The sequence below is a fragment of the Bdellovibrio sp. HCB185ZH genome (assembly GCF_047302455.1).
GTDB lineage: Bacteria > Bdellovibrionota > Bdellovibrionia > Bdellovibrionales > Bdellovibrionaceae > Bdellovibrio.
Genome location: NZ_CP178624.1, coordinates 466,418 through 481,526, shown reverse-complemented (window position 1 = coordinate 481,526; position 15,109 = coordinate 466,418). Strand labels below are relative to the sequence as shown.

Here is a 15,109-nt window from a genome sequence, read left to right as displayed (position 1 = left end):
TTTATGAGAACTTCATTTGTAAACGCTAACAAACAACGTTCTCCTTTGATGGAAACACAAACGCTGAAACCAGGCGGCAAGAAGAAATCCTTCATGCGTCGCGAGTTGGCTTTGGCACTTCCGTTAACATCATTGATCGACGCATTCTCTATCATCGTGATCTATCTTTTGATCGGTACGCAATCAAACGGTATCGAAGTTAAAAGCGGTCAAATGAATCTACCCATCGCAGAACACGCTCAAGGTGTGGATAAAGAAATGGCGATCTTGAGAATCGAAAAAGGCAACTACTTCATCAACGACGAACGCGTCGCTGGCAGCCAGTTAGGTTCTAAGTTGGAAACTTTGAAAAAAGACTCCAAGGAAGAAATCGAGTTGATGATCCAAGCTGACACCGAGATGAAATACGCTGACTTGGATCCAATCATTAAAGCGGGATCTTTGGCAGGTATCGAGAAACTTAAATTTGCGGTGGTACCAAAACAATGAGAACACTAAAACGCCTCCTAATTATCAGTCCGATTCTGGCAGGCGCTCTGTTTACACAGATCGCTCGCGCAGAAAAGATGAACTCCGACACGCAAGATCTTGTCGTCGGCAAGATGGAGCGCGTTTTAAAAGCGATGGACAGCAAAGATCCATCGTGGGTACCAACGCAACAACGTTTGGCAGACACTTTAGCTGAAAGAGCACGTACGCGCTTTATGCAAGAAGTTGAAGCGAACTGTGACGGCTGCAAAGGCTCTAAAGCAGACCGTCAAAAAGCCATCGAGATTTATGAAAATATCCTGGCTAAAATTCAGCTCAATGAACATGGTCCAATTTTGTTCCAATTGGGTCACTTGTACGAAATGGCTGGTCAAAATGACAAGTCCATCGAACTTTTCCAAAGCATCGTAAAAGACGCTAAGAAAAAATCTATCTCTGCTGATATTGTATCCCGCTCCCATGCTGAACTGGGCGATTTGCTATTCCAAAAAGGCAAATTTAAAGAGGCGAAAGCTCACTACGTGATCGCTCTTAAAGATAAAAAACTTCAAAACCGCGCTTTGGCGACATACAACATGGCCTGGAGTGATTTCAATGACGACAAACTTGCGTCAGCGATCTCCATCATGGAAGGCTTGCTTTCTAAGCCTGAATTAATCACTCGCGATACTGAAAACGGTGCTTCTTACGACCCGGTTTTCCATGCGGATATCGTGCGTGACCTAGGTACTTTCTATGCGCGCAGAAATATCTCTGTGAAAGAAATCGCACGCTATGAGGTCCTTTCCCCTAAAGAAAAACGTAAAGAATTGCTTTTAAACTTTGCTCAAGAAGCGGATCGCGTGGGTCAAAAACAGGCAGCTGCTGATATCTTGAGCCGCTACATGGACCAAGAAGGTTTAACCGACGCCGAAACTTTGGAAGCTTTCGTGCGCATGGCGAAAATCAACTATGACCGTGGTCAAACTGGTAAATCGACTCAAGACTTTGCCAAGGCTGCCAAGTCTTTTAAAAACACATGCAAAGACGCATCTAAATGCGAAGAGTTGAAAAAGACGATGAAGACCTATGTCACGGAACTTCACCGCTCTAAAAAATTGAAACCTGACCAGGATCTTTTGAACTCTTATGTGATCTATTCAAATACTTTCCCAGAAGACACGGAGATGACGACTCGTGGCGCTCAAGTCGCAATGGATATGGGTAAACCAGCTATTGCAGCGCAATTGTACCGTGCCATCAGCGACAACTCGGATTTGTCTGAAAAAGAACGTCAAAATGCTCTTTTGAATGAGGTGGCGGCGGGTGAAAAATCCAACGACCCTAACATTCAAAAAGCGGCTTACATCAACTTCCTTAAAAAAGGTAAAGATGAAGGCAAGACTTTCGAAGTTCGTTACCAAATGGCTTATTTAAGCTACCAACAAAAACAATTGAAAGAAGCGGCGGTCGCTTTCAATGATCTGGCGACGGATAAAAAAGGCAATGCCGAACTTCGTAAAAAATCTGCCGACTTGGCTTTGGACAGCTTGGCACAACTAAAAAACGACGAGCAAATCCAAGAATTGGCAGCGAATTACGCTGTGATCTTTCCTGCTCACAAAGCGGAATTTGAAGCCACTTCCCGCAAAGCCCTGATGAATCAAGCGGCGGCTGTGGCGAACAATCCAAACTCCAGCAAATCTGACATGCGCACGGTTTTGAAACGTATTACGAATACAAATCTTTCTTCAGCCAAATCTGAAGAAAGAGTTTTGTTCTATACGAATGAAAGCATCCTGGCGCTGAAACTGGGCGAGGAAGAAGTTTACGTTCAAGCGTTGAACAAGTTGATCGCTTCTGATGTAACAGCTGCTAAAAAAGAGGCTTACCTTGAGCAATTGACTGGTTATTACGAAAAGAAACTGGATTTTGCGAATGCTTATAAGACAGCTCTTCGTTTGAAAATGCCTAAAGTTTCTGAAAAAGACCGTGAGTTCCGTTTAGGCACATTGGCGGACCTTGCCAATATGAATCCCCAACGTCACTACCGTGCCGCTTTAAAATTGGGTATCAAAGGCGACCGCGCTATGATCATGCGCACCCGTCTGGTTCTTATGTCTGGCAACCCGGCTTCAGAATTGAAAGCTCAATCTACAGAACTTCGTCGCAGTCCTTCACTTTTGAATGACACGGCCTTGTTGGTTTACGCTCGTCACGGCATGAGCAACAGCCTTAAATCGGTATTGGATATGAAAGAGATCAGAAACCGTTCTGCAGCTCAATTCATCCAAAAACAGCCTTTCTATAACAAAGCATTGAACTTTAAAAATCAGATCGCGTCCCACATGATCGTGACGAAATCTGATAAGCAAATGCAAAGAGACATCACGGAGCGTATCAAGCTTTTGGCGAAGGCGGATAACCTTCTTCAAGAAGCCAATCGCACTCGTGACATCACGGCGCAGTTGATGGCTTTGGAAATCGTGTCTGTCGAAAATGATAGAATGGTTCGTGATTTGTCGAATCTTCCTATGCCTAAGGGTCTGACTCCGCAAGAGCAAGCTCAATACGTAGGAATTTTGAAATCCAAATCCAAACCTTACCTGATGAAGGCGAAATTCGCGGAACAACGTGAATCAGACCTTCTTAACAATTCTCAGGCCCTGGCGCAAATGGCTCAGGATTACAGAACAGCCCGTCCTGAAATCCAAAACATCCTAAAACGCGAGATGACTCTCATCTCTCAATTGCAAGCGAGTGGCAAAATGAAGTCAGCTGTTTCCGATGCGCTAAATTCGTCACAGGCAACAGCGTCTGATCTGGCCTCCGCGCGCAAATCAGTGGCAGCTGAGCCTAATAACGCAGGTGAGATTGTAAAACTTAAAACTCTAGAGACAAAAATGGGCCATCCCCTGATGGCTTCATACCTGGAAGGCCGTTTAAATCAATTACAGAGAGGAAAAAGCCTATGAAAACACTCATTTTGTTGGCGCCCTTCTTGCTGAGTATGCTGGGTACCCCTGGCGCCTTAGCAGCAAATAAAGCTAAGAAGGCCGAAGGGAACAAACCGCAACTAGGCACCTCCTTTAAGTTCGATGGAAGTGCCCTTCGCGGGAAATACCAAAGCTCTCTGAATACGAAAGCCACGGTAGAAAACGATAAATTATTGGAAGATCTTTTGGCTGGACGAAAAGAATTTAACGACAGAATCCAAGACGATCTAAAAAGAAACTAGGACGTAACATGAACGCAGCAAAACTAATCATTCTAGAAAACATCGCGGGACAAAAAGTCCGCACGTTTGCGGTTGATTCAGAGTCCTTGAACATCGTGTACCTTAAGGATCAACGCCGCGTTGAGGCCTTGGCAGACTTGAAAGTTCTTAAAGACAATGACATCGACTATAGCCTACTTAAAAAGATCGATCTTTCTAAGTTGAGCGCTAAAGGTGAATCTTTGGCAGGCCTAGGGCGCATCCGCCTGGCAAGCAATGATGACGTTACAAGCCCTCAGTACTCTTTGCACGAAGAGCAGGATGAAGAGCAACTAAAGACAATGTTGACTCGCACGGCCCTTACTCACTTGGTTATTGTCGGCATCATCATGATGGGTACTTTCATCGCCGCAAAATACTTTACTAAAAAAGATGAAGCTCCTTTGGTAACTATCGTTATTCCTAAAGAAGCTCCTAAAGTTGTTGAAAACAAACCGGTTCCACACGTGAAGATGTCTGAGAAGAAAATCAAGCCATCTAACAAAGTGTATAAACCAGTGGTTAAGAAACAGCCTATCAAAGTTAAAAAATACACGGTGAACACGAACAAAGCGAAGAGCGTACAACGCGTCGGTGCTTTGGCGGCTCTTGGTGGAACTCCAAAAGGCACTCGTGGTTACGAAGGTCTTGATAACAACTCCATGAAAGCCATTCGCTCGGCTGGTATCGGTAACGGTGGCGGCGGTGTCGGTTTTGCAGGTCGTGGTGGAGTGAAAGGTTACCTTCCAGGCAACGGCTTGATCGCTGGTTCTGCCGGTGAAGGTGGTCGCGCGGAAAGCGCTGGCGGCTACGGCACTCGTGGTGTTGGTGGCGGTCGTGCGGGTTACGGTAAGATGAATATGGTTGGTGGTACAGCGGCTTCCAGTCTTCCCCTTGATGCGGAAGCGACTGTTGAAGGCGGTTTGGACCGTGACCAAATCATCGCGGTTATCAACCGTAACAAAGGTCAAATCGTATATTGCTATGAAAAAGGTCTTCAAGCCCAACCCGCAATCGGTGGTCGTGTGGCAGTTGACTTCGTGATCGGTCCAAATGGTCGCATCACAACAGCTAAAGTGGCTCAAAGTTCTCTGGGTTCGGCAATGGTTGAAAACTGCATGATCGCTAAAATGAAATCATGGCAGTTCCCGAAACCAGTTGGAAAAGTAAACGTAGATGTTCTTTACCCATTCGAATTAATGCGCGTTTCGGCTCGCTAAGAATTGAACGAGTATTAAAGAGGTTTATATGAAGACGGTAAAAAGTTTGATGATCGCAATCCCAGCAGCAATGGCCCTCACAGCATGTGATGGCTGGCAGAAGAATCCTTCATCGGATCTTCAAGAAATGCGCGCTCAAGCAAAAACGATCACTGAGATGGGGCCTGATAAGCCTCAAACAATCACTGAGACCGTTGTAGTCACTAAACCTTCTCCAGTTGAAGTAACTAAGACAGTTGTTGTTGAAAAAGAAGTCGAAGTTAAAGTTAAAGAGACAGACATCACTCGTTCAATGATTTTGCTGACGGCTGATTCTGAAATGACTTTCTCTGAAGGCGTTTCTTCTTCGTATAAAATCCGCGCCTCCCTTCCGGTTCCAGGTGCTGCAGTGACTTTGACTGCTTCCAACCTGCCTGAAGGTGCTTCTTTGAAGCCTTCTTCTGAAAAAGACGTTTACGTTCTGACTTGGAATCCTCCAATGTACACTGTAGACGCTGGCAAATCTTTAAAATCCATCCCTGTGAAATTCACTGCAACAGTGACTAATGCTGGGACATCGAAAAATGCCGATGCGGTTAAAGGTATGATCAACGAACTGGATAAAACTTTGTTCGTAACTAAAAACCAAGTGGCTCCAAGTGCTTTAACAGTATCCGGTATCGCTGCTGAAACTTCTGAAGACCAATTAACACCGTTCTCTGTCACAGTCACTGTTCCAGGTATCGATGGTAAATCTTCTCAAAAACCACGTATCGTTATCAGCTACGATGCAAACGCTATCACAGCGGGGAACGACTTCTTGGAACTTGATGGTTCTCGTTATGTGATCGCAGACCTTAATAAAAAAGATGCTGAATACCTCGGTGATTCAAAATGGAAAATCAACTTGATCTTCGATACTAAAAATATCGCGGTTCAACCTCAATTGGCTAAAGATGGTACTATTATGTTGCAAGCTAACGGCACGCGCGTTCGTTTCAGCGTAAAAGCTTTTAGCCCAAATGGTCTTTCCACTGCTGAATCAGTTGTACAAACTAAAATCGTTTACACAAAAACAATCTCGGCTCCCCGTTTCGACGTTTCCGGTCTTGGCAAACAAGGCTTGGAAGTTTCCCCGGGCGAAAAAGTAACTCTGCGTTTCGCGGTTTCTTCAAGCAGCAAAAACGCGGTCGTTGCTGTTGAATCTAAAAACTCTGGTCTGCCAGGCAACCCGCAAGTTTCTTGCGAAACATCTGCTGTTGGCAGCAACAAACAAGAATGTACTTTAACTTGGGAAGTTCCTTGTGATGCGACTTCAAAAACCTTGAAGGGTGCTATCGAAATGTCAGCGACAGGTTCGTTGAATGGTCAAGTTTCTAATGTGACTGAATACGCTTTGAAAACTGTCAAAGCAGCTAAAGATAAAAAACTTTGCGCTGCTCCTGCTAAAACTGCTGCTAAAGCTGCGGAGGCTAAATAGTTATGAAAAACTTTAAACTTCTTTCTGCAACTGTTTTGTTTATCGCGCTCAGCTCACAAAATGCTTTCGCAGCTCCGGCAAAGAAAGCTGTGAAAAAAGCAGCGACGGCGACTTCTCAAACGTCCCGCGTGAATGACAACAGCGACGTGACTGCTGATATCGATTCTTTGGGTGGTAACGAACAGCTGATGAACATGGCTCAAAACATCAAATCTGAGAGCCGTTCTCGCATCGTTCAAGAGCGCATCGTTGACAGACGCAACCGTCTTGAAGTCGGTGTTAACTACGGAATGAACTTCGGTGGTGACGCTTACACGAAAACCCAAGCTTTGGGCGCAGCCCTTGATTTCCACATCACTCCACGCTGGTCCCTTGGCGCAAGATACTTTGACTACGGAAATTCTTTATCTCCAGAAGGTAAACGTATTTTTGAACAAGCCAAAGCGAACTATGCAGCTGGTGGTCGTGCTTACGCAGTTGATATCGACTACCCAGAAAGCTCTGTGATGGCAGTCCTTAACTGGTACCCAATCTATGGTAAAACAAGTTTTATGGATGTTGGCGTGACTCAGTTTGATATGTACTTGCTGGGTGGCGGTGGTCAAATCACTTTGTCCAGCGGTTCCACGGCAGTTTACACAGCAGGTCTTGGTATCGGTGCTTGGATCACAAAGCATCTGACGGCAAGAGCTGAAGTTCGTTACATGAATTATAACGACAAACCAGTAACAGGTGAACGTAACTTGAACGTAGTCACTGGTAACCTTGGTCTTGGATGGATGTTATGATTTCCAAAACGGCTTTTGTCTCTCAACTTCTCATGGTCACAGCTTTAAGTGTTGGTCACAACGCTTTGGCTGCTGAGCGTTTTTCAGTGAAGGACTGGGGTAACTCCCTGGAGAATTCTTTGTCTGAAAAAAGCGGCAATTCGACTTTGAAGTTGTTGGACTTCAATAAACTTGAAGGCAAAGTGATTGATTCTGCTAGCGATAGCAAAATCAAACAGAAAATCCAAAAAGCCCGTGAGTTGTTTGCAGCTGGTAAATACTCTCAAGCGTTGGCCCTATACAATGAAGTTCCCCGTGGTTCAGACTACTGGTTTCAAATCGTAGAGGAAAAAGGCTGGGCGCATTTCCGTCAAAACGATTCTGAAAAAGCATTGGCTCAATCCAAAACTTTGTTGAGCCCGCAATTTGCGGAAGTGGTGAACTCTGAAGCGTACTTGCTGCAATCTTTGGCTGAACTAAAAATTTGTGATTATAAATCCGTATTCAAAACAACGCAGATGTTTAAAGAGAAACAGCGCGATCGCATCGCATCTGTTCAAGCTTTAACTAAGGAAGGTTTTAACGACGCTTTCCTGACTGTTTTGAAAAAGGTAGATAAGTTCCCATTGCAAGCAACTGAAGTGGGCGAATCTTTATTAAAGCTTCCAGTTCTTTACTATAAAGACGTTGAACTTCAAAAACAGATGTTGCGTTTTAAGCTTAGTCAAAAAGGTATGGAAGTATTGGCAGCTAAAAACGTGCAACGTACATTGCAAACTCAATTGGACCAAATCAACAAGGAAGCTTTCATTAAAATGAAAGTTCGCCTTCAAGAGCTGGCTAACAATGAGACCGCGGATAACAAACGCGTGATCGGCAAATTGAATCTGGTGGAAGTTGAAGCGATTCAACGTGTACATACGGATCAAAAACTCGCGGATGCGGCTTACACGAAAAACGATTTCAAAGATACAAACGTGGATCAGTTGGTGTTTAAAGACGACGGTCGACCTTGGATTGATGAATTGGATAAATACGACGTCGTGACTAAGTCTTGTGCTCAAAATGTTAGGAGAAAAATGTGAAACCACTTATAGCTCTTTGCATTTACCTTTCAGCCTTTTTGTTGCTTTCAGCTTGTGCTGAACCATCAGCTCCGCTTGTTGCACAAAAGGAGTTGGTACAGCCTAAAGTTGAACTTCCAGTTTATCCGGACGTTGAACAACCCGAACAACCGGAAATTCCGGTTTATCCAAAGATCCAACAACCAGAAATCACTTGGATCACAGAGGACGGCGGTCAAAGTCAGCTTGATTTCAACCCTCGCGTTGACATCCTGTTTGTAACTGACAACTCGGACTCGATGAAATCGGCGCAAGCAAACTTGATCAAGAACTTGAACCGTTTCACGAATGGTATCTCGAACAATAAAATGATCGATTACCACATCGGTGTTATTTCTACTTGGGACGCCAAATGGGACAAGGCTGATTCGAAAAAAGCAGATACATACTCTATCGGTGAACTTCGTAATGTTAAATCTATTGCGGGGACTTCGGCGAAAGAACGTTATGTAACGAAAAAAGATTCAGCAGCTGTTTTGGCGAACACTTTGAAAATCGGTGTTGTTGCTCTGAAAGATGGCGGACCAGAGAATGAAGAGTTCTTCTCCCCTCTTATGGCAGCTTTGGAAAAAGGCGGCCGTGGTGCGGTTAATGAAGGCTTTTTCCGTGAAGATGCTCAATTGGTTGTGATCTTTTTGACAGACGCTGATGATGCTTCTTCTCGTGTCTCTCCTGAGCAAATGGCTCAGACTCTTATCGACTTCAAAGGGGGTCGCCAAGAGAAAGTCTCTGTTTACGGTGTATTGGTAGACGCTAAAGATCCAGACAGCGCGAAAGACTACGCTTTGCGTATTATGCCGACTTACCACCCAGAGTGCTTTACGGGTCAGAAAAATAACGGCAAATGTTCTGGTTTTGGTCCGGAGCGTTTAGAGCAGTTGATCGTTGCTGCAAATATAGGTGCTGGTAACGCAAAACAGATTCGTGACCAATATATCATGAGCATCATTTCACCAAACTTTGGTTCTGAATTGGGCCGCATGGGTGATTCGATCACAGTTAAAACTTTGGAAAAACAAATTTTCCTAAGTCAAATCCCACGTGTCGACGAATCTGGTAAATTGATGTTGCGTGTTCGTTACGGCACGCCTGACGTTTTGGCTCAAGGCAAAGGTCAGTTGATCCCGAACAAATTAAACGGTGGCTGGACTTTCAATGCAAATTCAAACTCGGTGAAGCTTTCTGGTAACGTTAAGTACGAATACAAAGAAGGCGCCCGATTCGCGGTTGATTTGGTTCCAGTACCTCTGGCCAACTAAAGAGTCTCCCCTTGCGAATTATAAGTTCGACTTCATCACAGAGGGTTCTGTTAATTTCAGAACCTTCTGTAGACTTCCATCAGCCTTCATTTGTTCCAAAACCGTATTAAATTCTTTCAGCAGGTTTTGCCCCTCTTCATCATTTCTAAAAGCAAAATAACAATCCTGGTTCGATACCGGGTTTTCGCGACTGTAGTTGATGCCTTGGACTTTACTTAACTCCAAGGCGCGCAGGCCGGATCGCTCTTCAACAATAAAAGCATCAATAGTTCCATCCGCTAATCTGCGCATGTTTGCCACATCGTCGTCAGCATAGATGAATTTCACTTTGCTGTTTTCCTGGATCTCTGCGGGATAGTGGTAGCGAAATGTTAGCCCCACATTTTTTCCGTAAAGTTCTTTGAAGGTCTTATAAGGACGCTTCTCGCGATAAAATATATAGTTCGTGCGAATATAAAAAGGAGTGGATTTTAGTGCATCCTTAGGTACGGAGTTATCCATTCCCGGAAAATATCCATCGGCTTTACCATTTGAAAATGCCAGTTTCGCTCTGTTCGAAGTTAAAACCTCGACTTTAAATTTGCTTTGAGAGCGAGAGGCAATTTCACGAGTGAGTTTTAGAAAAGATCCTTTATCTTTGCTTTCCACAAATAAAGGAATCGGAAAAGTCACCAGGCGTGCAACCTTGGCTTCCACAGCACCAGCAATACAAAATAAGGGAAGAACCAGATATTTGATTTTCATGCACGGATAGCTTGCACGGGGAAACAGTCATTTAGCAAACAATTTGTGTTTACTGATCAACAATTGGGAAACCCTTTGATCCTAAGGTCGAACCTCGTTTGGAAAAAAATCCGGGCCGCTCAGTTACGACGAATCCTTGCATTCGCAGTGCGCGCTTCATATTGCTTTTGCATGCATAAGTCGTAAGGACACTTTGTTCCGCAGAAGATTCCATCAGCAGACGATTTAAAAATTCCTGGCCCCATAAGTGCGGATGAGTTTTCGAACTGAAGGCATCATAGAAAAAACCATGATAACGAGACACGAACTTGATATCTTCATGAAGAGAACCCTGTATATCTGCGAGACTTACAAAATGCTTCCTCAAGAAAGACTTTAACTCCCCGACCGAAATCTCGCTGCCTTTCAAAACGTGCATCAATGCATCGTCGTAAACGGCGGCAACTTCTGGTGAAAGTTTTGAGTGTTGATCGTGCAGCCACAGATAAAAGAACTCACGAAGCTCAGGAATGCTTTCATAACTGGTAATAAGACCCACAGATTTATTTCTTTTGATGGCTTCACGGGCGATATTCATTTCGATATAGCCTAATCCAAGTCCCACCACCATAAAGTGAGGATTATCGACTTTGTCTAAAACATCCGCGGCCACATTTCCGTAAAGATGGGTCGTCTCAGTGCTAGCACCGCCAGAATGATGCATGGATTCGCCATAGGGTTTTGCCGGATCTAAGGATTCCAATAGACGCAAAGTGGGGCTTTGATCCTTGGTAATTTCGATCTCAAACCCCAGATCGCCCCATGATTTCAGTGGTTTTGGCTCAATCATTGACTTCCCGCAAAATAAAACCCATAAACGCCCTATGGAAAAAGGCTGGTTGGGACTTCCCTATCACACTATCAGTGAGCACTACAATCAACTCTTTGGCGAGAAGGTCTATAAGATCCCCGTCACGGTGGTTGATAATTGCCCGAACCGTATGGGTTTAAAGGGTATGCAGACCTGCGTGTTTTGTGATGTGTGGGGCTCGGCCGCAAACGCTGAAGCCATGACCATGGAGCTTCGCGAACAGATCGAAAAGTACCATGCCCACATCGCTGACCGTTACAATGCCAAGGCCTTTTTAATTTACTTCCAGGCTTACACCAACACTTTCACCAAGGTGTCGGCTCTTCGTAATAATTTTGATATCGCACTTTCTTATCCGTGGGTGAAGGGTTTCACTTTGGGCACTCGTCCCGATTGCCTTTCTAAATCCGTGATGGATCTGTGGAATGAGTATCATGAAAAGTCTTTTGTAGCGGTCGAGATGGGCGTGCAAAGCTTCTTTAATGATGAACTAGAATTCATGCGACGAGGTCATACGGCGGAAGCAGCCGTTGAAGCGATTCATAAAATTGCTGACAATACCAAAGTGGATTTAGGGATCCATTTGATCTTTGGGAGCCCGGGCGAAACGGATGAGCGTATAATCAAGACAGCGGAAATCGTTAATACTCTTCCGATTACCAATGTGAAACTTCACAATCTGCACGTTCTTAAAAACACTCCGCTGGAAGGCATGTATCACGCCGGAGAGTTCTCTCCGATTGATCAGGTGACTTACACTCGCCGCGTGGAATTGTTCCTGCAACACTTGTCGCCGCGCTTTGCCCTGCACCGTTTGGCCGCTTATTCGTCTCGCTGGGATGAATTGGTTGCACCGGATTGGACGAAAAATAAAATGGGCACGCATCAAGCGATCATCGATCACTTGCGCGCCAACGGATCCTATCAGTCCCAATATTTTCAGGCGAATTCGGAGTTGGATCTTTCCGCTCAGGCGGTTTTGCTAAAAAAATCACGTCGCGTGGACGCATCCCTGTGCTGAGTTTCTGCACAATTTAAGTTTCTGTAAGATCACGACAGGTAAATTTCAGGCTGAGGAATGAAAAATCGAGCATTTAGCACTAGACCTTGGTTTTACACTCGGGGAACAGGGGTCACTTGCACTCTTTTTTCGCAGGACAGACGTGTCAATCGCTAGGATATATCTGCTTAAATGATGAGCAACGTCACAAAAAAATCAGCGTTATTTCAAAAAATACTCTTGCAACTTTCCGGAAAGAATTACACAGTTGGAATTGAGATCGATACCCGCCTTATTGATGAGGCACCCGGGACCGACCCCTAGATATAGGGGTTCACACAGGGAGGTAGTAGACGTTTTTGATGAAGCAAAACTTATGTTTCAGCGACCTCAAAACTTAAAGCTAATGGATTAGCGCTCAGTCTCAACCAATCTACATCATTATATTTAACGGCGACGGATTTTGCGAGGGGCAGAATACGGCGGCGGGATTTTTTTGCCCAAAAGGAACTGGGCAGAGGGGATTTGCACCATGTTGGAAACAACAGCTCACATCATGAGAGTTAAAAAGAGAGATGGAACTCTTGAACCAGTCGACGTCACGAAAATCGTTGAACGTGTGACTCGTAATTGCCAGGGTTTGACTCAAGTCGACCCACTTCGCGTTGCTACAAAAGCAATCAGCGGTCTTTATGATGGCGCTACAACAAATGAGCTGGATAATCTTTGTATCCAAACAGCCTCTTTGTTGATCGGTGAAGAACCAGAATACTCTCGTTTGGCTGCCCGTCTTTTGGGTATCTATATTGATGAGGAAGTTCGCTCTCAAAAAATCCAGTCTTTTGCAGACTCTGTAAACTACGGCTTCCAAGCCGGCTTGTTGTCTGAGACGACTAAAAACTTCGTAGAAGCCAACAAAGCAGCTCTTTGCGCGGCGATTGAACCTTACCGCACAGACCGTTTTGAATACTTCGGCCTAAGAACTGTTTACGATCGTTATTTGCTTAAAAACCCAACTTCACGTCAGGTGTTTGAAACACCTCAATACTTCTTTATGCGTGTGGCTTGCGGTTTGGCTCAAACGGTTGAGGAAGCTATCGAGTTCTATCGCTTGATTTCTTCTCATGACTATATGGCCTCTACTCCGACATTGTTCAACTCTGGAACTTTGCGTCCTCAGATGTCTTCTTGCTATCTTTTGGATTCTCCAACAGATGACTTGGAAGCTATCTACAAAAAATACACAGACATCGCTTTGCTTTCTAAATTTGCGGGCGGTATCGGAGTTGCTTACTCTCGCATCCGTTCCCGTGGTTCTTTGATCAAAGGAACAAACGGTCACTCTAACGGTATCATTCCTTGGTTGAAAACTATGGACTCTTCTGTGTCTGCAGTAAATCAAGGTGGTAAACGTAAAGGTGCTGCTTGTGTGTACCTGGAAACTTGGCATGCTGATATCGAAGAGTTCCTTGAACTTCGCGATAACACAGGTGACGAAGCTAAACGTACTCACAATTTGAACTTGGCAAACTGGGTTCCAGATTTGTTCATGAAACGCGTTGAAGCTGACGGCATGTGGTCTTTGTTTGACCCACGTGTAGTGCCTCATTTCGTAGACACCTATGGTCCAGAATTCGAAGCGGCTTACGAACAAGCTGAAGCTGAGAAAAAATATTCTAAACAAATCAAAGCCCGCGACCTTTACTCTCGCATGATGAAAACTTTGGCGCAGACTGGTAACGGCTGGATGACGTTCAAAGATGCTTCTAACATGAAAGCCAACCAAACTGGTGAAGCTGGTAATGTGATCCATCTTTCAAACCTTTGCACAGAGATCCTGGAAGTGACTTCAAACTCTGAGACAGCGGTTTGTAACTTGGGTTCTGTGAACCTTGGCAGACACGTTGAAAACGGTCAGTTCAACTTCGAAAAACTGGCGAAATCTGTTCGCACAGCTGTGAAGTACTTGGACCGCGTTGTTGATATTAACTTCTACCCTATTTCAACGGCTCAGGATTCCAATCACAAATGGCGTCCAGTGGGTTTGGGCGTGATGGGTCTTCAAGATGCTTTCTTCCAATTGAAGTTGCCTTTTGATTCTCAAGCAGCCCGTGATTTGTCGGCAAAAATCCAAGAAGAGATCTACTACAATGCACTAGTAACTTCTTGCGAATTGGCTGAAAAGTACGGACCTCACGGTGCTTACGAGCAAACAAAAGCAGCTAAAGGTTTGTTGCAATACGACCTTTGGAATGTGACGCCTTCTCAACCAGAGCGTTTCAATGCTTTGAAAGCGAAAATCAAACAGCACGGTTTGCGTAACTCTTTGATGATCGCGATCGCTCCAACTGCCACTATCGCTTCTATCGTAGGCTGCTACGAAGCGATCGAGCCGCAAGTATCTAACTTGTTCAAACGTGAAACACTTTCTGGTGAATTCATGCAGATCAATAAATACTTGGTGCAAGATCTTAAAGCGATGGGCCTTTGGAATGAAGATCTTCGCAACGAAATCAAATTGAACGATGGTTCAATTGATGAAATCGCGGCGATCCCACCACAGCTTAAAGAGCTATACCGTACGGTTTGGGAAATCCCAATGAAGTCATTGATCGAGATGGCTGCAGACCGTGGCGCTTACATCGACCAAGCTCAATCTTTGAACTTGTTCATGGAAAGCCCGACTATCGGTAAAGTTTCTTCTATGTACATGTACGCATGGAAGAAAGGTGTGAAAACGACTTATTACTTGCGCTCTCGTCCAGCAACTAAGATCGCAAAAACGACTGTGAAGTCTTCTAATAACGGTATGGGTATGACGACGGCTGCTGCAAACACAATGGATGCAGCTCCAGTTGCGACTACTCAGGAAGCCGCTCCTAAGAAAACTTACACAGATTCAGAAGTGATTGCTTGCTCTTTGGAAAATCCAGAGGCTTGCGAAGCTTGTCAGTAGGCCCAC

The 15,109-nt window shown here is 44.7% G+C and carries 12 protein-coding genes; 10 read left to right on the top strand and 2 right to left on the bottom strand.

Translation table 11 applies throughout. The features are described from left to right. The first annotated feature begins 3 nt into the window (after positions 1-3). The 8 genes from ACLSU7_RS02365 to ACLSU7_RS02330 are packed head-to-tail and all read left to right on the top strand — an operon-like array spanning position 4 to position 9,553. A complete protein-coding gene (locus ACLSU7_RS02365; RefSeq protein ID WP_413293961.1) occupies positions 4-489 on the top strand; it encodes an ExbD/TolR family protein in 486 nt (161 codons plus the stop codon). Further along, a complete protein-coding gene (locus ACLSU7_RS02360; protein WP_413293959.1) occupies positions 486-3,443 on the top strand; it encodes a tetratricopeptide repeat protein in 2,958 nt (985 codons plus the stop codon). Before ACLSU7_RS02365 ends, ACLSU7_RS02360 begins: the two co-directional genes overlap by 4 nt. Further along, positions 3,440-3,706 (top strand): hypothetical protein, encoded by a 267-nt coding sequence (locus tag ACLSU7_RS02355; protein ID WP_413293957.1) that lies wholly within the window; start codon positions 3,440-3,442, stop codon positions 3,704-3,706. Before ACLSU7_RS02360 ends, ACLSU7_RS02355 begins: the two co-directional genes overlap by 4 nt. 8 nt (positions 3,707-3,714) lie before the next feature. After that, positions 3,715-4,944, top strand: a complete 1,230-nt coding sequence (locus tag ACLSU7_RS02350; protein WP_413293955.1) for a TonB family protein — start codon at positions 3,715-3,717, stop codon at positions 4,942-4,944. A gap of 28 nt (positions 4,945-4,972) precedes the next feature. Next, positions 4,973-6,403: a hypothetical protein gene (locus tag ACLSU7_RS02345; RefSeq protein WP_413293953.1), complete on the top strand. Its 1,431-nt coding sequence runs from the start codon at positions 4,973-4,975 to the stop codon at positions 6,401-6,403. Positions 6,404-6,405: 2 nt separating this feature from the next. After that, positions 6,406-7,191, top strand: coding sequence for an outer membrane beta-barrel domain-containing protein (locus ACLSU7_RS02340; RefSeq protein ID WP_413293952.1), 786 nt, complete (start codon positions 6,406-6,408; stop codon positions 7,189-7,191). Continuing rightward, positions 7,188-8,255, top strand: coding sequence for a hypothetical protein (locus ACLSU7_RS02335; protein WP_413293950.1), 1,068 nt, complete (start codon positions 7,188-7,190; stop codon positions 8,253-8,255). The genes ACLSU7_RS02340 and ACLSU7_RS02335 overlap by 4 nt, the downstream gene beginning before the upstream one ends. After that, entirely contained in the window at positions 8,252-9,553 is a 1,302-nt protein-coding gene (locus ACLSU7_RS02330; RefSeq protein WP_413293949.1) for a hypothetical protein, read from the top strand. Before ACLSU7_RS02335 ends, ACLSU7_RS02330 begins: the two co-directional genes overlap by 4 nt. 18 nt (positions 9,554-9,571) lie before the next feature. Here ACLSU7_RS02330 and ACLSU7_RS02325 read toward each other — a convergent pair whose 3' ends face one another. Together ACLSU7_RS02325 and ACLSU7_RS02320 are read right to left on the bottom strand one after the other, a co-directional pair. Beyond that, positions 9,572-10,297 (bottom strand): substrate-binding periplasmic protein, encoded by a 726-nt coding sequence (locus ACLSU7_RS02325; RefSeq protein ID WP_413293947.1) that lies wholly within the window; start codon positions 10,295-10,297, stop codon positions 9,572-9,574. Positions 10,298-10,346: 49 nt separating this feature from the next. Beyond that, a complete protein-coding gene (locus tag ACLSU7_RS02320; protein ID WP_413293946.1) occupies positions 10,347-11,126 on the bottom strand; it encodes an MnmC family methyltransferase in 780 nt (259 codons plus the stop codon). 34 nt (positions 11,127-11,160) lie between these two features. On the opposite strand from ACLSU7_RS02320, the gene ACLSU7_RS02315 reads away from it, so the two are divergent. Together ACLSU7_RS02315 and ACLSU7_RS02310 are read left to right on the top strand one after the other, a co-directional pair. After that, on the top strand, positions 11,161-12,168 hold the full coding sequence (locus tag ACLSU7_RS02315) for a TIGR01212 family radical SAM protein (protein WP_413293944.1): 1,008 nt from the start codon (positions 11,161-11,163) through the stop codon (positions 12,166-12,168). A 511-nt stretch (positions 12,169-12,679) separates the two neighbouring features. Continuing rightward, positions 12,680-15,103: a ribonucleoside-diphosphate reductase subunit alpha gene (locus tag ACLSU7_RS02310; RefSeq protein ID WP_413293942.1), complete on the top strand. Its 2,424-nt coding sequence runs from the start codon at positions 12,680-12,682 to the stop codon at positions 15,101-15,103. Positions 15,104-15,109: the final 6 nt, after the last annotated feature.